This window comes from Streptomyces ziwulingensis, assembly GCF_039542605.1.
In the GTDB taxonomy this organism is placed as follows: Bacteria; Actinomycetota; Actinomycetes; order Streptomycetales; family Streptomycetaceae; genus Streptomyces; species Streptomyces ziwulingensis.
On sequence record NZ_BAABIG010000072.1, the window covers coordinates 1 to 21,297 of the forward strand.

General features: G+C 68.5%; 19 protein-coding genes. 12 read left to right on the forward strand and 7 right to left on the reverse strand.

All coding sequences use genetic code 11. The features are described 5' to 3' along the window. From ABEB00_RS29480 to ABEB00_RS29490, 3 genes are all read left to right on the forward strand, one after another. A partial coding sequence (locus ABEB00_RS29480) for a thioesterase domain-containing protein (protein ID WP_345623568.1) occupies positions 1–1,231 on the forward strand: 1,231 nt, incomplete at its 5' end. A gap of 10 nt (positions 1,232–1,241) precedes the next feature. Further along, entirely contained in the window at positions 1,242–2,579 is a 1,338-nt protein-coding gene (locus ABEB00_RS29485; RefSeq protein ID WP_345623569.1) for a lysine N(6)-hydroxylase/L-ornithine N(5)-oxygenase family protein, read from the forward strand. Between the two features lie 40 nt (positions 2,580–2,619). After that, on the forward strand, positions 2,620–2,847 hold the full coding sequence (locus ABEB00_RS29490) for an MbtH family protein (RefSeq protein WP_345623570.1): 228 nt from the start codon (positions 2,620–2,622) through the stop codon (positions 2,845–2,847). A gap of 100 nt (positions 2,848–2,947) precedes the next feature. Here ABEB00_RS29490 and ABEB00_RS29495 read toward each other — a convergent pair whose 3' ends face one another. From ABEB00_RS29495 to ABEB00_RS29520, 6 genes are all read right to left on the reverse strand, one after another. Continuing rightward, positions 2,948–4,150, reverse strand: coding sequence for a cytochrome P450 (locus ABEB00_RS29495; protein WP_345623571.1), 1,203 nt, complete (start codon positions 4,148–4,150; stop codon positions 2,948–2,950). A 41-nt stretch (positions 4,151–4,191) separates the two neighbouring features. After that, a complete protein-coding gene (locus ABEB00_RS29500) occupies positions 4,192–5,562 on the reverse strand; it encodes a DoxX family protein (RefSeq protein ID WP_345623572.1) in 1,371 nt (456 codons plus the stop codon). Between the two features lie 382 nt (positions 5,563–5,944). After that, positions 5,945–6,736 (reverse strand): ABC transporter permease, encoded by a 792-nt coding sequence (locus ABEB00_RS29505; protein WP_345623573.1) that lies wholly within the window; start codon positions 6,734–6,736, stop codon positions 5,945–5,947. Then, positions 6,733–7,713 carry an ATP-binding cassette domain-containing protein gene (locus ABEB00_RS29510; protein WP_345623574.1) on the reverse strand — a complete coding sequence of 327 codons (981 nt, stop codon included), beginning with the start codon at positions 7,711–7,713 and terminating at the stop codon, positions 6,733–6,735. The genes ABEB00_RS29505 and ABEB00_RS29510 overlap by 4 nt, the downstream gene beginning before the upstream one ends. 52 nt (positions 7,714–7,765) lie before the next feature. Continuing rightward, entirely contained in the window at positions 7,766–8,638 is an 873-nt protein-coding gene (locus ABEB00_RS29515; protein ID WP_345623575.1) for a DUF4097 family beta strand repeat-containing protein, read from the reverse strand. A gap of 35 nt (positions 8,639–8,673) precedes the next feature. Continuing rightward, positions 8,674–9,201, reverse strand: a complete 528-nt coding sequence (locus ABEB00_RS29520) for a hypothetical protein (RefSeq protein WP_345623577.1) — start codon at positions 9,199–9,201, stop codon at positions 8,674–8,676. Between the two features lie 255 nt (positions 9,202–9,456). On the opposite strand from ABEB00_RS29520, the gene ABEB00_RS29525 reads away from it, so the two are divergent. The 7 genes from ABEB00_RS29525 to ABEB00_RS29555 all read left to right on the forward strand — a co-directional run bounded on the left by ABEB00_RS29525 (position 9,457) and on the right by ABEB00_RS29555 (position 18,008). Continuing rightward, positions 9,457–10,656, forward strand: coding sequence for a cytochrome P450 (locus ABEB00_RS29525; RefSeq protein WP_345623578.1), 1,200 nt, complete (start codon positions 9,457–9,459; stop codon positions 10,654–10,656). A gap of 12 nt (positions 10,657–10,668) precedes the next feature. Further along, positions 10,669–12,960, forward strand: a complete 2,292-nt coding sequence (locus ABEB00_RS29530) for a S9 family peptidase (RefSeq protein ID WP_345623580.1) — start codon at positions 10,669–10,671, stop codon at positions 12,958–12,960. 21 nt (positions 12,961–12,981) lie between these two features. After that, on the forward strand, positions 12,982–13,758 hold the full coding sequence (locus tag ABEB00_RS29535) for a thioesterase II family protein (protein WP_345623582.1): 777 nt from the start codon (positions 12,982–12,984) through the stop codon (positions 13,756–13,758). A 138-nt stretch (positions 13,759–13,896) separates the two neighbouring features. Then, on the forward strand, positions 13,897–15,477 hold the full coding sequence (locus ABEB00_RS29540; protein WP_345623584.1) for an amino acid adenylation domain-containing protein: 1,581 nt from the start codon (positions 13,897–13,899) through the stop codon (positions 15,475–15,477). A 27-nt stretch (positions 15,478–15,504) separates the two neighbouring features. Beyond that, complete coding sequence (locus tag ABEB00_RS29545; protein ID WP_345623586.1) at positions 15,505–15,816, forward strand: acyl carrier protein; 312 nt, start codon at positions 15,505–15,507, stop codon at positions 15,814–15,816. Positions 15,817–15,818: 2 nt separating this feature from the next. Then, a complete protein-coding gene (locus ABEB00_RS29550; RefSeq protein ID WP_345623588.1) occupies positions 15,819–16,766 on the forward strand; it encodes a chlorinating enzyme in 948 nt (315 codons plus the stop codon). A gap of 33 nt (positions 16,767–16,799) precedes the next feature. Beyond that, positions 16,800–18,008, forward strand: coding sequence for an alpha/beta fold hydrolase (locus ABEB00_RS29555; protein ID WP_345623589.1), 1,209 nt, complete (start codon positions 16,800–16,802; stop codon positions 18,006–18,008). Here the strand turns inward: ABEB00_RS29555 and ABEB00_RS29560 are convergent. Continuing rightward, entirely contained in the window at positions 18,003–19,178 is a 1,176-nt protein-coding gene (locus ABEB00_RS29560) for an IS701 family transposase (protein ID WP_345623591.1), read from the reverse strand. The genes ABEB00_RS29555 and ABEB00_RS29560 overlap by 6 nt on opposite strands. A 656-nt stretch (positions 19,179–19,834) precedes the next feature. Between ABEB00_RS29560 and ABEB00_RS29565 the strand changes: the two genes are divergently transcribed. Further along, positions 19,835–20,494 carry an LmbU family transcriptional regulator gene (locus ABEB00_RS29565; protein WP_345623593.1) on the forward strand — a complete coding sequence of 220 codons (660 nt, stop codon included), beginning with the start codon at positions 19,835–19,837 and terminating at the stop codon, positions 20,492–20,494. A gap of 41 nt (positions 20,495–20,535) precedes the next feature. Further along, a complete protein-coding gene (locus ABEB00_RS29570) occupies positions 20,536–21,216 on the forward strand; it encodes an FMN-binding negative transcriptional regulator (RefSeq protein WP_345623594.1) in 681 nt (226 codons plus the stop codon). The last annotated feature ends 81 nt before the right edge of the window (positions 21,217–21,297 follow it).

Below are 21,297 nucleotides of genomic sequence, written 5' to 3' on the forward strand. Positions count from 1 at the left end.
GCATCCCGATGTCGCGCAGGCCGCCGTCATCAGCCACGACGTGCGCGACACCGGAGCGCAACTCATCGCCTACGCGGTCGCCCCCGCGGGCGACCCGACAGAACTGCGCGGCTATCTCGCCGAGCGGCTGCCGGGCTACCTGGTCCCCTCGGCCGTCGTGCTGCTGGACCGCATGCCGTTGACACCGCACCACAAGGTGGACCGGGCGGCCCTCCCGGAACCCGTGTTCGCGGAAAGGGCCTACCGAGCCCCGCGGACCGAGGACGAGACGGTACTGGCCGAGCTTTTCGAAGAGGTCCTCGGCACGGACCGCGTCGGGATCGACGACGACTTCTTCGCTCTGGGCGGCCATTCGCTCCTGGTCGTACGGCTGGTGAGCAGGATCGCCGCGGCCACGGGGGTCCCGGTGCCGATCCGGACCGTGTTCCAGCACTCCACCGTGGCCGGTCTCGCCACGAGATTCCGCGGCGCGGCCGGCCCGGCCGCGGCTGAGGACCCGCTTGCCCCCGTGTTCCCGCTCCGGACGGAAGGGCAGTACCCCCCACTGTGGATGATCCGCCCGGGAGCCGGACTGTGCTGGGCGTATCTGGGTTTCGTCGAGCACCTGCCGGAACGGCAGTTGTACGGCATCCAGGCGCGCGAGTACGACCCGGCGAAACCGCCGACGCGGTCCGTCCGGGAAATGGTCGACGACTACCTCGCCCACCTTCTGGAGATCCAGCCCGAAGGGCCGTACCACCTCCTCGGCTGGTCCGCCGGCGGGACCATAGCCCACGCCATGGCTGTCGAACTGCAGCGGCGCGGACACGAGGTGGCACTGCTGGCCATGCTGGACTCCGCGACGTCCGGCGGCCGTGGCGCCGAGAACGTCATCGAGGTGAACGACATCCTCGAAGACGTCAAGACGCGGGAACTCGTCAGGAACGTTCTCGGCGAGCGGAACCACGACAGTGCCTACCTGCCGCTTCTGCGGACCATGGCGACCATCACGGTCGAGCACGCCGCCTTGCTCGACCGCTTCACCACTCCCGTGTTCGACGGTGACCTGCTGTTCTTCACCGCCACGGTGAACAACCACAAGTTCGCGGCGCAGTGGACCCCGTACATCAGCGGCGCCGTCCACGAACACGAGATCCCGTGCGAGCACCGTGACATGGTCCAACCGGCGCACGCGGCCCTGATCGGGGCAGTGATCACCGCGGCGCTCGCTGACACCGAGAACTCACACTGAGAGGTGTTCCGTGGGCACGAACGATCCAGGCAGCTACGACGTGGTGGGCATCGGCTTCGGTCCGGCCAACCTGGCCTTGGCCATCGCCCTGGAGGAGCGGCAAGACGCCTTGACCGCGCGCTTCTTCGAGCGCAAGGCCGCCCTCGGCTGGCATCGGGACATGCTCGTTCCCTCGGCCAAGATGCAGGTCTCCTTCCTCAAGGACCTCGTCACGTTCCGCAACCCCGCATCACGCTTCAGCTTCGTGTCGTACCTGCACGCGAAGAACAGGCTGGCGCGCTTCGCGAACAAGCACGACTTCTTCCCCACGCGCATGGAGTTCCACGACTACCTGGAATGGGCCGAAACCCAGTTCCGGGACCGAGTCGTCTACAGCGCCGACGTACTGGGCCTGCGGCTCCCGGAGCGGGCGGAGCCGGGCGGGCCCGTCGACCGGCTCCGCGTCGACGTGCGCCGGAACGGACCGGACGGACCCGTCTCCACCGAGTACGCGCGCAACGTGGTCATCTCCACCGGACTGGTGCCCCGCATGCCGCTCGCCATCGAGCGCGACCGAAGCGTGTGGCACAGCTCCGAATTCCTCAGCCGGTTCAACGGCCGGGACAGGGCGTCGCTGCGGCGGGTGGCCGTTGTCGGGGCGGGACAGAGCGCCGCCGAGCTGACGCGTTTCCTCTACGACGAGCTGCCCGACTCCACCGTCTACGCCCTCATGCCGTCGTACGGCTACGCGATCGCCGACAACACCCCCTTCGCCAACGAGGTGTTCGACCCGGCGGCCGTCGACGACTACCACGCCGGCTCCCGGCGAGCGAAGGAGGCGACCTGGCGCTACCACAGCAACACCAACTACTCGGTGGTGGACGACGAGGTACTCGCTTCCCTGTATGCGCGCGCGTACGACGACGAGGTGAGTGAGCGGCACCGGCTCAGGTTCCTGAGGCTCAGCCGGGCGACCGGTGTGAAGCAGGTCGCCGACACCGCCGTGGTCACCTACCACTCGCTGGAGACCGAGCGGAGCGCTGATCTCACCGTCGACGCCGTGGTCTTCGCGACCGGGTACGAGGCGATGTCTCCGGAGCGCATCCTCGGGGAGGCCGAACCCTACTGCCTGCGCCATCCGGACGGCAGTCTGCTCGTCGGGCGGGACTACCGGCTGGTGACCTCGCCGGAGCTGCGCTGTGGCATCTACCTGCAAGGCGGCACGGAACACACCCACGGCCTCGCGTCGTCCCTGCTGTCGAACCTGGCCATGCGCGGGGGAGACATCGCCGAGTCCCTCGTCGAGCACTCCGCGCACCGCTCGCTCTCGGCGTCCCCCGGCCAGGCCGTGCCCAGCGGTCGACCGTGACCGCTGCTGCCATCCGATCGATACGAGGAGGAAGAGAAGAATGAGCACGAACCCGTTCGATGACAACGACGGTGAGTTCTACGTCCTGGTCAACGACGAAGAGATGTACTCCCTGTGGCCGTCTTTCGCCGAGGTGCCTGACGGGTGGCGGACGGTGCTCGGTCCGGACAGCCGTCAGGTCTGCTTCGACTATGTGGAGGAGAACTGGACCGACATGCGGCCCAAGAGTCTGCGACAGCAGATGGCGGCGGAGGCCGCGGCCGGCTGAGCGCGGCTTCCCGCGCTGCGGGGCGGTCCTTCTGGGACCGCCCCGCTTCCCGCGACGGGGTGCACCGCGGCACATGCCGTGGATCATGCGACAGGGCGTGTCACGCCCGGTCCCAGGCGACGGGGAGCTGCTGGACGCCCCGCACGATCCCGGTGCGCGGGAGCACCTCCTCGGGCGGCACGGCCAGGCGGAGCGTGGGGAACCGGGTGATCAGCGCGCGGTAGGCGACCTGCATCTCGACCCGCGCCAGTTGCTGGCCCAGGCACTGGTGGATGCCATGGCCGAAGGCCAGGTGACCAGTGGCGATACGGCGCAGGTCGAGGGAGTCCGGGGCGTCGAAGCGCCGCGGGTCGCGGTTGGCGGCGTGCAACGCGAGTGTCACCGAGTCGCCCGCCTCTATCCGATGTCCGCCCAACTCCACGTCGGCGGTCGCGGCCTTCACCGCGATGTCGACGACGCTCAGGTAGCGCAGCAGCTCCTCGACGGCACGGTCGGCAAGGGCCGGGTCGGCGCGCAGGGCGTCCCACTGGGCCGGGTTCCGCAGCAGAGCGTAGACGCCGAGGGCGAGCATGTTCGCGGTGGTGTCCAGGCCGGCGGCCAGCAGCACGGCTCCGATGCCCTCGATCTCCTCGTCGCTGAGGTCGCTGCCGACCAAGTCGCTGAGCACGTCATCGGTCGGCTCGGCACGCTTGGCCGCGATCAGACCGCGCATGTGTTCCTGGAGCGCGGTCATCGCGGCCATCACCTCCTCCTCGGAGGCGTCCAGCGAGTTGGTGGTCAGCACCTCCTGCTGGAACAGACCATGGTCCTCGCCGGGCACACCGAGCAGTTCGCAGATGGTGAGCGCGGGAAGGGGAAACGCGAAGGCCTGCACCAGATCGACCGGCGGGCCTGCCGCTTCCATGGCGTCGAGGCAGCGGGTGGTGATGCCTTCGATCCTCGCCGCGAGCAGGTTCATCCGGCGCACCGTGAACTTCCCGGCCAGCAGCTTCCGGTAGCGGCTGTGCTCGGGCGGGTCCATCGCGGTGAAGAGCCCCGGGGTCGCGGGGCTCAGCTTGACGTCACCCATGCCCGGGAAGGGGATGTGCATCAGCTCACGGCGTGAACTGAAACGCCGGTCGGCGAGCACCTCCCGTGCCAGGGCGTGGCCGGTCACCAGCCATCCCCGGTGCCCGTCGGGATAGGACATCCGGCTGATCGGGTGCTGGTCGTTCAGCTCTCGGAACTTCGGCGGCGGGGCGAAGGGGCAGCCGTCGGGCCGCTCGATGGGCAGTTCCGTCACGTGGGGGGAGGCGTCCGTCATGGTGTTCCTCACGGTTGACAGGGCGAGTGCGGTCGGCTGACTCAGCGCGCGGTCCGTGGTTGGTACGGCTCTTCCTGGACCCAGTGGAATCCCGGCCTGAGCACGGGGAAGTCATCGGCATTCGCGGCCTTCAGGTGCATCCGGACCTGGTGGCCGTCGACTTGGCCGGACAGACTCAGGCGCCCGGGTCCGGGCCGGCGGAAGGCCAGCGTGGCGGACCAGGTCGGGTCGTCGGCCTTGGCCAGCGTGATCACGGCCTGTCGCGGGTCGACAGCCGCGACGTAGTCGACGATGGAGCCGTCCATCCGCTGCGAGGACACCGTGTTGAGCTGGTACGCGTGTGTCGTGTCGACGATGAGGCGCCGCCAGCGGTCGGCGTCGTCGATCCGTGGCGGGAGGTCCTTCCCGTCCCGGGTGAACGCGGTGACGTCCCACAGGCCGTACAGCGGTGGCTTGGGGCCGGGGTCGCCGATCTGGTTCCAGAGCTTCCAGTCCTGGTGCACCTGGGAGCCCGCGAGCCACAGACCGAAGACGATCTGCGCGCACAGCGCGATGCGCGACGCACGGCGACCGCGGGCCAGGGGCGGCTGCGTCGAGGGGCCGACCTCGCGGTCGGAGACGAAGAACCGCGCCAGCCTGGAGGCGTCCGGGGCGAGCAGGACGGCGGCGAGCAGGAGCAGATGGAACGTGAGGATCTTCAGCGGTACGTCGTAGGCCAGGTTCAGGATGAAGACCTGGGTCATCTCGACGAGGGCGAGCAGGGCTCCCAGCGTCGTCGTGCGCGGGAAGATCAGCAGGAAGCCGGCACAGACCTCGGCGCAGCCGAGCAGTATCTCGTACGGCTGGGAGAGCCCCACCTGTGTCCACAGCACGTTCATGGGACTGAAGTCACCGAACGGCTCGACCAGCCTGGTCAGAGGAAGGGACATCTGCAGGGGGAGCACCTTGGCGAATCCGAACGCGAAGAGCTGTCCGGCGAGGCAGAACCGGACGACGAGCCGCAGCCAGGCGTGCACCGTCACGTATTCCGGGCGCCTGCGGTCCACCGCCGACCACAGCACCGTCGCCAGGACCGCCGCCACGAGCAGGCAGAACGTCAGCACCCAGAAGAACTTCTGGTCGCCGCTCTGGATGGGCTCCCGCAGCGTGGCCTCGGTACCGAAGACGTGTGTCGCCGTCCAGTCGACGACCGGCTGGACGGTGTGCTGCTGCCATGTCCAGGCCTCAGGCGGTAGGTGTTTGCCGATGACCCCCAGCGGCGCCAGCGTGACCCGCGGCTCGGTGAGGAAGAACAGGCAGCAGTACGAGAAGGTGAACCTGAACGCCACGCGGGTGAGGAGCTGCCGGCGGGGGGAATCGACGGCGGTGTCGGTGCTGGGGGGATCGACGGTCTGCACAGCGTCTGTGGCCATGTCTACTCCTGCCGGATGTGGCCGACGCGCCCTTGACGGCGCTGTCGGGCCGGCCGGCCCGCGCACAGCGAAAGGACGTGGAGCCCCGGAGCCGGGGCGAGGTGCGGCGGGCGGCACGACGGTGAAGTCCGAATGAGGTGGCTGCCCGGACCGGCGGCTGTGGGTGTCCTGGCGACGGGACAGCTATGACGCGGCCACGGACATCGTCCATGGCTCCACGGCGGGCATGGTGCCACAGCGTAGCGTCTTGCGCCCCGTGTCACATGGGACAGACCCTACGAGGGTGGAGCATGCCGGATCCGCTTCGACGGAGCCGGCGACACGGGCCCGCGGACCGAGGTCGATGCGTGCCCGTGCGACGGCCGACCCGCCCCGAGTCGTGTCACGTGGTGCGTGGGTCGCGTCGGAAGAGCCGCTGGGCCCACAGGAAGCCGACCAGCGCGAGACCGAGGCACCAGGCGACCGCGGTGATCCAGTCGTGGCCGGCGGTGGTGCCCAGCAGCAGCCCGCGGAGGGTGTCCGCGATCGGGGTGAAGGGCTGGTACTCGGCGAACCAGCGCAGACCTGACGCCATCGAGTCGGCCGGGACGAAACCGCTGGACAGGAAGGGCAGGATCTGAAGGATCATGGGGGTGTTGCTCGCCCCCTCGACGGTCTTGGCCAGCAGGCCGAGGGCCACGGCGATCCAGGTCAGGGCGAAGCTGAGGAGTGCCATCAGGCCGATGGCAGCGAGCCAGTCCGCGACGCCGGCGGACGGCCGGAACCCGGCGAGGAGAGCGACGGCGAGCACCACGGCGACGCTGACCATCGCCTGGATCACGCTGCCGAAGACGTGTCCGGTGATGACGGACGTCCGGGAGATGGGCATGGTGCGAAACCTGTTGATGATGCCCTTGGTCATGTCCATCGCCACCGCGATGGAGGTGGTCATCGCGCCCATGACCAGCGCCAGGAGGAAGATGCCCGGTGCCAGGTAGTCGACGTACGCCATCCCCTCGTGGCCGGCGGTGAGGCCGCTGCCCAGCGTTCCGCCGAAGGCGAAGACGAAGAGCAGCAGAAGCATCGACGGCATGACGACGGTGCCCAGAGCCATCGAGGGGTAGCGCGTGGCATGCCGCAGGTTTCGGCGCAGCATGGTGACCGAGTCGTTCAGGGCGTACGAGAGCGAGCTCATCGGGCGTCCTCGCTCTCCGGCTGCGTCGAGTGCTGTTCCCCGGTCGGGGCCTGACCGGTGAGGGTGAGGAAGACGTCGTCCAGGTCGGGGGTGTGGACAGCGAGGTTCTGCGGGGCGATCGCCTCCCGGTCCAGCTCGTCGAGAAGCCCGCGCATGGACTGGAGACTCCCGTCGCTCGGCACGCGCAGGGAGAGGGCCGGGTCGTCAGGTGCGGAACCGTCGAGCAGTCGTGCGGCGGCGTGCAGAGCCGACGCGCTGTCGAACTTGAGCACGATGTGCGCGCCGGGGACGAGGCGCTTGAGTTCGTCGGGTGTGCCCTCGGCGACCAGTCTGCCGTGATCGAGCACGGCTATCCGGTCCGCGAGCTGGTCCGCCTCTTCGAGGTACTGCGTGGTGAGGAAGATCGTCACCCCGTCGGCGACCTGTTCGCGGATCATCGACCACATGGCGTGCCGGCTGCGCGGATCGAGCCCCGTCGTGGGCTCGTCGAGGAAGATGATCTTCGGCCTGCCGACCAGGGTCATCGCCAGGTCGAGCTTGCGGCGCATGCCCCCCGAGTAGGTGCCGGCGACCTTCCGCGCGGCGTCGACGAGGTCGAACTGCGCCAGCAGTTCACGGACGCGCGCTCTGCTCGTGCGGCGGTTCAGATGGTGCAGGTCGCCCATCAGGAGAAGGTTCTCCTCGCCCGTGAGCATCTCGTCCACCGCCGCGAACTGCCCCGTCACTCCGATCGCCCGCCGGACGGCGTCGGCTTCCCTCGTGAGGTCATGGCCCGCGACCTCGACGGTCCCGGCGTCCGGGCGGATGAGGGTGGACAGGATCTGCACGGCGGTGGTCTTGCCGGCGCCGTTCGGGCCCAGGAGCGACCAGACCTGACCTGCCGGTACCTCTAAGTCGATGCCGTCGAGGACGAGCTTGTCGCCGTACGACTTGCGCAGTCCGGTGACTTTCACCGCTGGTTCAACGGTAGTCGTCATCGCTCCCTTCCCTTCGTGAGTGCGGTGCGGTGCGGAGGGGGATTCCAGGTGGTCACTCCTGCTCGGTGCCGGGCCGGCCCGCACGGTGGACCACCACATCGCCGGAGTGGGTGTGGGCGCGCACCTCGACGGTCCGCTCGAAGTCGCCGGGACCGTCGTGCACCGCGAGGGAGTTGCGGACGCTGCCGGTCTTGCTCTGGGCGTCGATCCAGGCCGCGGAGCCCTCGGCGATGCCGACCTCGACGTTCCCGGTGGCCGTCATGAGTTCGGCCTTCCCCTGCCGCAACCGGCCGATACGGATGCTGCCGTCCGCCGTCACCGCCGAGACGCCGGCATCCGCGCGGTCGACCAGAATCTCGCCGTTCGCCGTGCTGAGGTTCAGCTCTCCGGCCGCGTGACCGATCCAGAGCGCGCCACTGGCGCTCTGGATCGCTCCACCGCCGTCGATCCGGTGGATACGGATGCTGCCCGAGGCTCCGTCGATGTCGGCACCTCCCGCCACGTGCCCGACGACGAGGTCGCCTTCGGACGTCGCCGCCTGGAGTGTGCCGGTGCGGTCGAGTTCCACCCGGCCTCCCGCGGTCTCCACCCGGCATTCGCCGAGTGCGCCCTCGGCGCGCAGCGCGGCGTGCGTGGCCGTGGCGGTCAGACTGGAACCGGCCGGCAACTCGATCCGGATCGCGACCGAGCCGACCGCTCCGACCAGGCCCTTCAGCCCGTGGAGCTGAGGAGTTCGGACGAGCAGCTCTCCGTCGGTGAAGTCGACCTCGGTCCGTTCCACGGCCTTGGTGTCGGCGGAGTTCGAGGTGTCGGCCGGGCCGACCCGGACCGTGGTGTCGGCACGGTCGCCGGCCGCGATCACCACCTGGTCTCCAGCGACCTCAAGGGTGACGGCGATGGGCTCTGGCGTTGCGTACGTGGGCATGTGACGCCTCTCGTGGTGGCCTGATGGCTGGGTGGTCAGCCGACCCAACCGGTGAAATGTCCGCCGCGCCCGGCGTCCCGGCGTCCCCTGCGGGGGCTCCGGCCGCCCTCGACGGCGGCACTGGACGCCCGGATCAGCCAGGCGTTCACGGACAGTCCCTGCTCGGCGGCGACCGTTTCGATGCGGTCCATCAGATGCTGCGGCGGTCGGAAGTTGATCCGTGCCACGGGACCGCTGTCCTTGCCGAGGAGAGGAAGCGGGGAGGGCGCGCCGCTGCCGCTGCCGGGGGGCTCGGTGTCCTCCGCGGCATCGGACTCGTCGTGGGAGCAGGGGGATACGACCACGAAGTGGGGATCGCGGCCGCGCAGGCGGACCTCCACCGAGCCGGGAGCGAGGTCCCTGGTGATCTCTTCGGCCGCGTCTGTCAGGGCTTCGAGGAGGGTCAGCCGGGTCGCGGACGTCAGGGTGGCGGAGAGGCGTTCGGCGACAGCCGCCGCGTCGCCCGTGTCCGCAGCGGTGACCAGTTCCCGCCGGAGGCTCTCGACATAGGGGTTGAGGTCCATGGCTCTCATCGTGGCGCCACTGTGGCGCCACGTCAAGCCAGTGTGGCACCAGAACGAGCCAGGGTGGGACGGAGTTGCGGCCGGTCATATGCGGGTGTTGTCCCGTCGCCGGGACAAGGCCGTCCCGCCAAAATGAAGGCACCGCAAGGCGGGCTGACTCCGCTTGCCCCGCCGTATTGCGGAGGATTAAAGTTCCGGCTGAGTTTCATGAAATCATTTCCGCGCACTGTTGGGTCGTTGACTGCGGGAGTCGCCATGTCTGCGTTGGCTGAGCGATGGAATCTGGATGAGCGACGTTTCTCCTGGCTGTACGGAGAAAAGCACTCCGAGGAACGTGTCACGTTCGATGAGAAGACAGGTTTCTGGAACGTCCACACATATGCGGATGCACTCCACGTCCTGAACAGTCCGCATGTTTTTTCTTCCGGAACCGGTCGTCTCATACCCGAGCGGAGCGAATTCGACGAGGGCACCATTACGCAGTTGGATCCGCCTCGGCACACCGCATTGCGGAAACTCGTCAGCAGCGCCTTCAGTCCCCGTGCGATCAACGATCTCGAACCCCGGGTGCACGCCATCGTGGACCACCTGTTGGACAAGCTTGCAGGTGCCCGGGAATTTGATGTGGCGACCGAGTTCGCCTACCCGCTCCCCATCACCCTGATCACGGAGATGCTCGGCGTTCCCGCGAGCGACCACTCCGTGATAAACGGCTGGGTGGACCAGATGCTGAGCGGTACCACGGAGTACTCACTCGTGGACCGTGACGGTGTGGACGAGGAACTCGGCGATGTCATGGCAGCGGCCCGGCACCTCACCGACTACCTCCGGGATCTCGTGCGGGAGCGGCGCGGCAGGTCCGGAGACGATCTCCTGACCCGCTTGACCGAGGCGGAGGTCGACGGTGAACGGCTCACCGAGAACGAAACCGTCAACTTCGCGAACACCATGCTGGTGGCGGGCCACATCACCACCACACTCCTCATCGGCAGCACCGTCCTGTGCCTGGACGCCTTCCCCGACGCACAACGAGCAGTACGCGAGGACCGCTCCCTGGTGCCGTCGCTGCTGGAGGAGTCGCTTCGCTATCTCCCTCCCATCGCGTCCGCGGTCCGGGTGACCAACAGCCCGGTCGAACTGGCCGGCACCACCATCGGGGCCGATCAGATGGTGGGCGTGTGGATCCCGTCGGTCAACCGCGACGAGGCCGTCTTCACCGACCCCTACACCTTCGACCCCGCCCGCCAGCCCAACCCGCACCTCTCCTTCGGGCACGGCATCCACTTCTGCATAGGTGCGGCGCTGGCGCGGCGCGAGGGGGTCATCGCCGTGAACGCCCTGCTGGACCGCTTCCCCGACCTGCGGTGCGACCCGGGTACCCCTCCCACGTTCATGACCAGCCCGAACCTCAACGGCGTGACGCGCCTTCCCGTCGTCGTCGGCCAGCCCCACTAGGAGGTGAGCACGGTGAGTCCGACCCACCTCGACGCCGCCGCCTACCGGACGGCGGAGCGGCTGTTGCGGCACAACCGGGGCAAGCTCGTGCGCGGAGGCGACGTCCGCCCCCGTTGGCTCCACGACGGAGCGCGCTTGTGGTACCCGCTCGACTCGGCGGCCGGCCGCCAGTTCGTCATGGCCGACCCGGCTGACGGGACCAGGGCGCCCGCGTTCGATCACCCACGGCTCGCCGCCTCACTGGCCGCGGCGTCCGGCACCGACGTCGACCCGGCCGGGCTTCCCTTCGCGGCCATCGACGTGACCGACGGGTCGGTCGAGTTCGACGCGTGGGGCGCACGGTGGCGGTGCGGGCTGGACGACTACACCTGCGTACGCGTCGGGAGTCCGCCTGCCCGCGGTGTGCTCGACGTCGTCGCTCCGGACGGCGCGCACGCGGTCTTCCGGGAAGGCCACGACATCCGGGCCCGCTCCCTGGCGGACGGCCGGCACTGGCCGCTGACCGAGGACGGCACCTACGACCGCGACTACGGCGCCAATCCCGACTACTTCATGTACTCCACGATCCTGCCCAGGTTCGGACTTGAGCAACTGCCCCCGGCGGCCGTGTGGTCCCCCGACTCCTCGCGCGTACTCACCCACCGCACGGACCAGCGAGACGTACGCCGGACCCATCTGGTGGACGCGGTGCCCGCCGACGGCGCGGAGCCCCGGCTGCACACCCAGCGCTTCGCCCACCCGGGCGACCCGCGGCTTCCCCTCGCCGAGTTCGTCGTCCTGCACATCGCCTCCGGAAAGGCGGTCTTCGCCCGGTCCGAGGCCGTCGAGATGCCGATGATGTCCCCCGTCAACCGGCGGTGGGCCTGGTGGGCACAGGACGGCTCGGCGGTGTACTACCTGGCGCAGGCCAGGGACATGCGGACGCTGAGCCTGCGCCGCATGGACCCGGAGACCGGAGAGGTACGCACTCTCGTGTCGGAGACGGGCACCACCCGGGTGGAGCCCGCCCAGCTCTTCACCCAGACGCCCATGGTCGAGGTGCTGCCGGGGGAGCGGGAGGTGGTGTGGTACTCGCAGCGCGACGGCTGGGGCCACCTCTACCTGTACGGAACCGAGAAGGGCGAACTACGCGGACAGATCACGTCCGGCCCCTGGGCCGTGCAGCGAATCCTGCACGTCGACGAGGCCCGCCGCACGGTGTACTTCCTGGCGTCCGGACTCTTCGCGGACGATCCCTACCGCCGGAGCGTGTGCCGGGTGGGGCTGGACGGCTCCGGATTCGCCCGCGTCACCGACGACGACCTCGATCACGTCGTCACCGTGCCGCCCGGGGCCGCGTACTTCGTCGATGCGGCCTCGGACAACGCCACCCCACCGGTGACGACAGTGCGCGGCTGGGCCGGCGAGGTGCTCGTCGAGCTGGAACGCGCCGACGCCACGGGGCTCGTGGCATCGGGCTGGAGCCCGCCCGAACGCTTCCGCGTCACGGCCGCCGACGGACGGACGCACGTCCACGGCATGCTCTACCGCCCCCATGGGTTCGACCCCGCCCGCCGGTACCCGGTGCTCGACCACCCGTACTGGTTCCCGAACGCACACCGCGTCAGCCCGTCCTTCGACCCCGGCCACTACGGCTATGAGGCCGAGGCCCTTGCCGCCCTGGGCTTCGTGGTGATCGCCGTCGACGGGCGGGGCGCTCCCGGGCGGAGCAAAGAATTCCACGACGCCTCGTTCGGCCGGCTCGCCGATGCCGTCGGCCTCGCCGACCATGCTGCCGCTCTGGAGGAACTCGGCCGCTCACGGCCGTGGATGGACCTCGGCAGGGTGGGGGCGGTCGGGGCCTCCGCGGGGGGATTCGCCGTGGTGCGCGCCATGCTCGACCACCCGCACCTGTTCAAGGTCGGCGTGGCCGAGGGAGGCATGCACGACCTGCGCTACGTGGAGGCGGGCGCCGCGGAGACCTACCAGGGCCCCTTCGAGGAGAAGGGGTACGCCGGCGTATCGAACGTGGACCGCGCGGACCGACTGGCCGGCGACCTGCTCCTGGTGCACGGCGGCATGGACGACAGCGTGTCTCCGCACCTCACTCTGCGGCTCGTCGAGCGCCTCATCGCGGCCGACAAGGACTTCGAACTCCTCATCGTGCCCGGCGCCGACCATTCCGGCATCGGCTACGAGCACTACGTCAATCGTCGGAAATGGGATTTCTTGGTACGCCATCTCATGGGCGTCGAGCCGCCGAGAGGCTACCGGCTCACGCCCGTGCCGATGGCCGCGGACGCCGTCGCCGGTCTGTTCGGATGACGGGAAAGGTTGCTCATGGCCATGGCGAAACCGTCGGTGTCCGAACTCTGGCTGCGCCCCTGCGGCAGAGTTCCCCTCGCACCGCGTCTGCGGCTGGTCTGTTTCCCGCACGCGGGCGGCACCGCCCAGGCGTTCCGGTCGTGGCCGGAGCGACTGCCGCCCGGCACGGGGATGTTCGCCGTGCAGTACCCGGGCCGGCAGGACCGCTTCTCCGAGCCGTTGATCGACGACATCGACGGCCTGACCGGCCCCCTCGTCGCGGCGTTGGAACCGTTCGTCGGGGAGCCGCTGGTACTGCTCGGCCACAGCATGGGCGCCTTCGTCGCCTACGAGACGACGGTCGAACTGGAGCGGCGCCATGGCCGGGTGGTCGACCAGCTCGTGGTCTCCGGTGTCTGCCCTCCGCACCGCAAGCCCCCGCACCAAGTGCACCGGCAGAGCGACGAAGCCCTCGTCGCGGATGTCAGGCGCGTCAACGCCTCCTTCGCCGACCTGCTGGCCAACCCCGAGCTGATGCGGGTTCTCCTGCCGATGATCCGCGCGGACTACCGGCTCAGCGAGACCTACCGACGTGATGAACCGGTACCGGTCGAGGCGAGGCTGCTGGCCGCCGGCGGCATCGAGGACTCCGAGGTCGGCCGGCAGGGCCTGCTGGCCTGGTCGTCATGTGCCGCCGGGCACTTCGAGGTGCTGGTGCAGCCCGGCGGTCACTTCTACCTGTTCGACGACGCGGACGCCTTCACCGCGTCGCTGGCCGAGCGCCTGCCCGGCGGGGCGCTGTGGAGCCCGGCAGGGTGAGCACCGGGCCCGCCGCCCCCCGGCCGGCGTCTCGCCCGACGAATGTCCTGGCGACGGGACGGACGGCGGCGGCGGGGCTGCCCGCCGGCTCACCCGCCGACCCCACCAAGCCCTGCCCGACGCGGAGGGAGCCCAGCGATGCTGCCCGGACGCACCTTGCACGAGATCTTCGCGAGCCGTGCCCGCGCGACCCCTCGACGCACGGCCCTGTCCACCCCGGACGGAGCCGTGTCGTACGGGGAACTCGACGCCCGCAGCGACCTGCTGGCCGCACGTCTTCGCGCACAAGGAGTGGGGCCGAACGTCCTGGTCGGACTCTGCGCCCGCCGCGGCACGGAAGCGATCGTCGCCATGCTCGGCATCCTCAAGGCGCGGGGAGCCTACGTACCGATCGACCCCGGCTACCCGACAGAGCGCATCGACTTCCTGCTGGCGGACTGCGGCGCACCGATCCTGGTGGCCGCCACCGACACGGCCGAGGTGATGACGGGGCGCCATCCCGCCATCGTGTGGACCGGACCCCACGGCGACGGCAGAACCGAGATCGCCGCGGCAGCGGCCCCGCCGGACGCCGGGGGACCCGCGGCACAACCGGGCGAGAACCACCTGGCCTACGTCATCTACACCTCGGGATCGACCGGGGAGCCCAAAGGCGTCGCCGTCGAACACCGCAACGCGGTGAGCCTCTTCGAGCAGACCGCACCCCTCTTCGGCATCGACCACCGCGACACCTGGGCACTCTTCCACTCGATCAGCTTCGACTTCTCCGTGTGGGAGATCTGGGGAGCGCTGCTGTTCGGCGGACGGCTCGTGCTGCTGCCGGAAGCGGCCACCAGATGGCCTTCCCTGCTCGCTTCGTGGCTGCGCACGCAGCAGGTGACCGTCCTCAACCAGACCCCGTCGGCCTTCCACCAGTTCCTCGGTGCCCTCTTCCCCCGAGGCAGCGGAACCGAGGAGAAGATCGGTCCGTCCCTGCGGCTGGTGGTCTTCGGCGGTGAACGGCTCGACCCCCGACTGCTCAAGCCGTGGATCGAGACCTACGGCGACGACAAGCCCCGCCTTGTCAACATGTACGGGATCACGGAGACCACGGTGCACTGCACCTGGCGCCGCATCACCGCCGCGGACCTGGACAGCGACGGCGACAGCCCCATCGGTGTGCCCCTGCCCGCGGTGCGCGTGCACCTCCTGGACGGTGCGCGACAGGCCGTGCCCGACGGAGTGCCCGGCGAGATGTACATAGCCGGCTCCGGAGTCGCCCGCGGCTACCTGGGGCGCCCGGACCTCACGGCGGAACGCTTCGTGGCGGCACCGCCCGGCCTGGGTGAGGAGCGGCTCTACCGGTCGGGAGACCGCGCGGTCCGACTCCTGGGAGGCGCCCTCGTCTACCTGGGGCGGGCGGACGCACAACTGAAAGTCCGCGGTTACCGGATCGAGCCCGGCGAAATCGAGGAAGTTCTTTCGAGAATGCCCGGAATCACGGGAGCTGTTGTCACGGCGCGAGATTTCGGCAAGGGTGATGTCCGGTTGGTGGCCCATCTGCTGCCCGCCCCTGCGGCAGGTGTCGACGAGAAATCCGCTGCCGATTTGATCGCCGCTGCCGAACAGCGTGCGCGGGCGGCTCTGCCGAGACATCTCCGTCCCTCTTCCTACGAGATCATCCATGAAATGCCCATGACGCTACAGGGAAAGGTGAACCGTGATGCGCTGGGAGCATGAACCCGCGGTACCGACGGAGTCGACGTCATGACCGCGCCGCACCGATCGAGTGCTGAGGAGACCGACATACACAGGTCGGTCGAGAGCATCGCCAGTGAGGTACTGCAGCGAAACGACATCGATCCGGCCATGGACCTCTTCGATCAGGGCGCCACGTCGCTGGCCCTGATCCGTATCGTCGCTCAGATCAACGAAAGATTCGCCATCGAATTCGACGTGGCGATACTCGAAGAGGCGAGCGTCGACGCGATGTCGGAAATCGTGCGTGCGCAGACAGGAGATGCGCAGACAGAACGTGCGCAGACAGAAACGGAAGAACGGCTGACCGCGAAGGGCTGATCATGGCGAATGCAGTGCAGCAGACATTCACCCCCACACCCGACGAGGTGGCAACGTTCCACCAGCGCGGCTACCTGGGCCCGTTCAAGGTCTACGAGGAGGACGAGATGCGGCGCCTGTGGCGTCGCGAGCGGCTCCGGCTCATGGACCGCAGCAGCGCCGTCTACGACGAGGGCGAGGCACAGGCCGGGAACACGAACATCGCCAACTACGACCGGCACCTCGACTCCGCGTTCCTGGCCGACCACATCTGCCGGCCGGAGATCGTCGACCGCGTGACCGCCGTGCTGGGGCCCGACGTGCTGTGCTGGCGGACGGAGTTCTTCCCGAAGTACCAGGGGGACGAGGGCACCGACTGGCACCAGGCCGACACGTTCGCCTTCGCTTCCGGCCGGCCCCAGATCGTATGGCCCCAGGAGCAGAAGGAGTTCGGCGGCACCATCACCGTGTGGACCGCGTTCACGGAGGCCGCGGAGGACACCGGCTGTCTGCAGTTCATCCCGGGGTCGCACCGCACGATGCACTACGACGAGTCCAAGGGCATGCACTACCAGCCGGACAAGATCAACCACCAGAACAAGGACGGTGTCACCCGCGGTTTCTACGGCTACGACTACCGGGACCTGCAGAAGGACCCCAACTGGCGGCCGGACGAGGACCAGGCCGTGTCGATGGTCATGAAGCCCGGTGAGGCGATCCTGTTCTGGTCCACGCTCATGCACGCCTCGAAGCCGCACGTCGCCCCGGACAAGGAGATGCGGATGGGCTTCGCCGGCCGCTACGTGCCGACGTGCGTCGATGTCTACCCCGGCACCGAAGAGGTCGACGAGTACGGAGGCCGGGTGAGTCTGGAGGAGTACGGCGCGGTCCTCGTGGCGGGAAACGACACCTACACCCACAACCGCAAGGTGACCACCACGACGAAGGGGCACCGCTTCCCCGTCCGCTGACCCCGCACAGCTCGTAGTGGAGGAGACCGCCGGATGCTGGGCCGGAAGACACAGAGGGCCGTTGCGGACCTCGTGGCGCGCGTGCTGTCGGTGCGGCCGCTCGCCGAAGGACTCGACGTGCCCGCCCGGGTCGTTCCCGTGAACCGCGAAGGCGTCGTGGTGCCTCCCGGCATGCCGGCCGCACAAGGGAGGGCACTGGCGAAACTGCTGGAGAGGGTCGCGTCACGCGCCGGAGTCGCCGGTCTGGCACCGGCCTTCGACGCGGTCTTCGACGACCTCCAGGTGTTCGAGCGGGTCATCAGCCGGCGCCTGGCCCTCACGGAATGGGTGACCCGGGCCTCCGTCGTGCCGGTGGATCTGCTCCACGAGGTCGACCGGACAGTCGCCGAAGTGGTCCGGGGCAGCTTCGAGGCATTCGCCCGCAAGGAGACCGTCCTGTCTTCGGACGGAGTTCCGCTGAACGTGTACGCGGCGGGGGAAGGGGACGAGGCCGCCGTCCTCATCCCCGCCTGCGGCATGCCCGCAGTGCTGACGGAGACCTGGCTCAGATACCTGGCCCGCGACCGGCGGGTGCTGACCTGGGAGAGCCGGGGACTGTTCGGCGCCTCCGGCCATTGCGGTGATCACCGCGTCGACATCGCCGCGCAGGCCTCGGATCTGTTCACGACGCTGGACCACCACGGCGTCTCCCGCGCCCACGTCGTCGGCCTGTGCGGAGGCGCGGTGATCGCGTTGGCGGCGGCGGCCGAACGGCCCGAAAGGGTCTCCTCGCTGAGTCTGTGGCACGGCGCGTACGGATTCGCCGACCGAAGCCTGGAGACCAAGCACCAGCACGACCTCATCGAGCTGATGACGACCGCGGCGCGCAGCCGCCCCTCCGCGCGAGTGGTGCACGCCGCCTTCTGCCAGGCCATGCTCACCAGCACACCCGCCGATGTCGCACACCTCGTGCTCTACCCGTATGCCACAGCCGAACTGCTCTACCGGTACTGCAGGCTCAACACCGGCATCACGAGCACGGACGTCGGGCCCTATCTGCCGAGGGTGGACCAGCCCACGTTGGTCGTCACCAGCAGGGACGACGACATCGCCCACCCGGCCGGCTCCGAACGCGTGGCCGCCCACCTGGCCGCCGGGCGACTGCGGGTGGAGCCCCATGGCGACCACATCGCCCTCTTCAGCGCGGCTGACGCACTGCTGAAGGTGGCGGCCGACTTCATGACGGAGCACCGGGCCTCATGAGCCGCCGGACGTGGCTCCGCACACCAGTCGGCTGTAGGCGTACGCCGCCGAAGCCAGCGTCATGTGGTGGTACCAGCCGGGATAGGAGCGGCCCTCGAAGTCGATCAGGCCGACGGAGTCCTCCATGTCGCTGATGACGGATGCGGTGCAGCGGGCCAGCGCCGTGAGCGATGCCGCATGGGCGAGCTTGTGCCGCGGGAAGGTGGTCACCCACAAAGAGAGCGGACCGCCGTCCGGACCGCACTCCCCGAAGAGCCGGTACGGCTCATTGTCGGCGGGGTCCACCTGCTGGCGCGGAAGCCGGACGGGAACGGACCGGACGCGTTTGCGCCGCAGCACCCCCTCGGGCCCCACCGGCACGAGTACCTCACTCACCGGACCGGTCGCCACGCACGTCCTGGCGTTCACGACTCCCGGCACTGGTTCGCGGACGGGGTCGTCGGGCCTGACCTTGAGGGTCGGCGGAACGGCGATGACCATGCGGTGGCCGCGTCGGCGGAGGGCGGGAAGCAGGAGCCTGACGTCCGGGTCGTGCCGCATGTCCAGGACAATGGGGACGGAGGCGGAGTGCTGGGCCTGGGAGTCCACCAGCTCCAGGGCGTGCTTGTACAACGGCCGGTGATGCTCGGTGTCCGGGATGCGGGTGCGTTTGCGGCGCGTGGGGTCATTGGCCCAGCTCCGGGGCAGGAACAGGCGCCAGTTGGTGGGGACCGGAGTCGCGCCGATCGTCAGGAACATGCCCAGCGCCACCTGGCAGTTGAAGATGCGTCCCGAGACCGGGTCCGTGTACGGGTGGACCCCTACCGACTGCTCACCCCGTTTGGGCTGCAGCGACCGGCCTATCGACCAGGCGCAAGCACGGCTGGACTCCTCCTGGGCCCACGCGGCGATCTCCTGCAGGGCCGGCTTCCAGTCCCAGGGACTGACGTTGATGAACTGGCGCAGCGCGTGCGCGGTCGAGGGCGAGGAACCGACACTCCGGGCCAGTCGGGGTATGGATTTCTTGCCCGGAGTGACTAGTAATCCGGCGAGATAAGTTTGGGCCCACCGATGCTGATCGGCTCGCAGCAGGTGTCTGAAAAGCTGTGAGGTGAACCTCTTGAATGAGGTCTCTGCCGCTGCGGATGCCACTGACCCTGCGATATCTGGACCGTCTGCGCAGTGCACCACCGTTTGTCACCTTTCGTGAACCACAGGAGTCAAGATTTTCTGCGCGTAAACCACGAGGAGGGACGGTAGATGCAGCCAGCATACGGCTGGTTGCATGTGCGTGGATCTTAACCGCATCTTGATTCGGTGGCGCGGTTTGCGCGGCGAGTGGCTGATATCGATCGGGGTGGGTGCAGGTCTGGCTGCGTCAGCCCTGTAAGAGGGTGAAGTGGCCGCTGATAGGGCCGGTCCGGCTGGCCGGAAAACGGCACCTGCTGCTCGACTGGCATCGGCCGCGAAAGCGCGTGAGCAAACATATCACTCGCGGTGATTACCGTATACACACGGTGACAGACTCGTGTAAGTCGTGGTGCGCCGTTGTACTTGGTCTTGCCAGTGCAACGCCTATGGTCTTGACTAGCGTTGAGCAAATTTCCTCGAATGGTGGGCCACTGGCGCGTTCTCCGCACTCCCGAGAATGCCGTTGCCGTGCCGCTGCCATGCCGAATAAGTGCATCTCTCACCCTTTCGGGACTGACAGTTACTTGAAGATCGGTGAGTCGTCGGGTGCGGAACGTGGGGCCACCCGGCGCGCGGTCTGCTGCAGAGATTATTCGTGGCTGAGGGGCCTCTTGAGGGTTTGCCCCTTTGTGCCGTTCTCACGGGGAGGTGTCCTGATGAACACGACCACCGACGTCAATGGCAGCCGGGCCACGAGAACTCCCCGGTCGTCCCCCCTCGAGCAACCGCGCCGCAGGCCGCCCGGTGAGGGGGCGTCACGCGGGTCCGGGGTCGTGACGACGCGAGTGGGGCTGCAGATTCCGAGCGACCTCAGTTTCGAGGAATGGGAGCATGCCGGCTCCCAGATCGCGGGGCTGCTGGACTCCTCCTCGTGGTGGCTGGGCGACTGGCTCGTCTACGGGAAGGACCACTACGACGACAGGTATCAGCGCGGCATCCGCGCGGTGGGCCTCAAGTACCAGACGCTGCGCAACTACGCGTGGGTGTCACGCCGGTTCGAGATGCGCCGGCGGCGTGCCAAGCTGACCTTCCAGCACCATGCCGAAGTCGCCTCGCTCCCGGTCGACGAGCAGGAGGAGCTGCTCAGTCGCGCTGAGGTGCTCAACTGGACCACAAAGCAGTTGCGTCACTTCATCAGGGAATCCGGCGAGACCGAGAAGGCCTTGGATGTGACACGACGTCTCGAATTCCCTGGCACGCGGGTCCAGCGCTGGTGCAAAGCCGCGGAGCAGTCGGGCATCGAGTTCGAGAAGTGGGTGTCGCTCAGTCTCGACGATGCGGCCGCCCGGGCCTTGGCGGAGAGCGAGGAGCTGTGACAGGGGGATCGGGTCAGGAAAGTGAGAGGGGCGCTCACCCGGTGTCCGAAGAGGGCAGGCCCTGCCTTTTTGTTCCGGATCTCTACCGCGAGCCGGCCGACGCATGGATAGACGATCTGATCCGCCGTTACCCGCTGGCCTTGCTCGTCAGCAATGGTGGTGCGGGCCATGGGCCGTTCGCCACCAACGTACCCGTGATTCGCGATCCGGGAGCGAAAGCCAAGAGTGCTGCCGAGACGTCGGAAGACATTCTGCTGGGGCATATGAATCGACAGAACCCGCACTGGGAGAAGCTGCGGTCGGGAAACCCGGTACTGCTTGCTTTCAGCGGGCCCAACGCTTACGTCTCACCGTCGATCTACCGCCTGACGCCGGCGGCGCCGACGTGGGACTTCGCGACGGTGCATGTGCGTGGTGTGCTGGAGAAGATCACTTCTGTGGAAGAGACACTGGAAGTCGTCAAGTCCACGGTCGGGGATTTCGAGGGGGAATTCGGGGGCGACTGGGACATGTCGGAATCTCTCGACTACTTCCGGAAGATCGTTCCCGGCGTCGGAGCGTTCCGAGTGGTGGTGTCGAGAGCCGACGGCATGTTCAAGCTGAGCCAGGAGCAGGAACCCGAGGTCAGAGATCGGGTCCTCAAGGAATTCACACAGCGCGACTGCGGTCCGCACCGTGAAGTGGCTGCCCTCATGGGCCGACTGCAGCCGCCTGCCACCTGAGAGCGTCCCTCGGCCCGCGCCTCGTGAGGCCGTTCCTGATGCGCACCGTCGAGCCCCGCTCAGAACCGGAAGGCAGAACCG

Excerpts from the sequence above, each read along its gene's own strand:
- ABEB00_RS29515 (WP_345623575.1), bottom strand. The coding sequence starts at position 8,638 with ATGCCCACGTACGCAACGCCAGAGCCCATCGCCGTCACCCTTGAGGTC.
- ABEB00_RS29565 (WP_345623593.1), top strand. The coding sequence starts at position 19,835 with ATGAACACGACCACCGACGTCAATGGCAGCCGGGCCACGAGAACTCCC.
- ABEB00_RS29510 (WP_345623574.1), bottom strand. The coding sequence starts at position 7,713 with ATGACGACTACCGTTGAACCAGCGGTGAAAGTCACCGGACTGCGCAAG.
- ABEB00_RS29500 (WP_345623572.1), bottom strand. The coding sequence starts at position 5,562 with ATGGCCACAGACGCTGTGCAGACCGTCGATCCCCCCAGCACCGACACC.
- ABEB00_RS29545 (WP_345623586.1), top strand. The coding sequence starts at position 15,505 with ATGACCGCGCCGCACCGATCGAGTGCTGAGGAGACCGACATACACAGG.
- ABEB00_RS29555 (WP_345623589.1), top strand. The coding sequence starts at position 16,800 with ATGCTGGGCCGGAAGACACAGAGGGCCGTTGCGGACCTCGTGGCGCGC.
- ABEB00_RS29525 (WP_345623578.1), top strand. The coding sequence starts at position 9,457 with ATGTCTGCGTTGGCTGAGCGATGGAATCTGGATGAGCGACGTTTCTCC.
- ABEB00_RS29490 (WP_345623570.1), top strand. The coding sequence starts at position 2,620 with ATGAGCACGAACCCGTTCGATGACAACGACGGTGAGTTCTACGTCCTG.
- ABEB00_RS29520 (WP_345623577.1), bottom strand. The coding sequence starts at position 9,201 with ATGGACCTCAACCCCTATGTCGAGAGCCTCCGGCGGGAACTGGTCACC.
- ABEB00_RS29550 (WP_345623588.1), top strand. The coding sequence starts at position 15,819 with ATGGCGAATGCAGTGCAGCAGACATTCACCCCCACACCCGACGAGGTG.
- ABEB00_RS29495 (WP_345623571.1), bottom strand. The coding sequence starts at position 4,150 with ATGACGGACGCCTCCCCCCACGTGACGGAACTGCCCATCGAGCGGCCC.
- ABEB00_RS29535 (WP_345623582.1), top strand. The coding sequence starts at position 12,982 with ATGGCGAAACCGTCGGTGTCCGAACTCTGGCTGCGCCCCTGCGGCAGA.
- ABEB00_RS29505 (WP_345623573.1), bottom strand. The coding sequence starts at position 6,736 with ATGAGCTCGCTCTCGTACGCCCTGAACGACTCGGTCACCATGCTGCGC.
- ABEB00_RS29540 (WP_345623584.1), top strand. The coding sequence starts at position 13,897 with ATGCTGCCCGGACGCACCTTGCACGAGATCTTCGCGAGCCGTGCCCGC.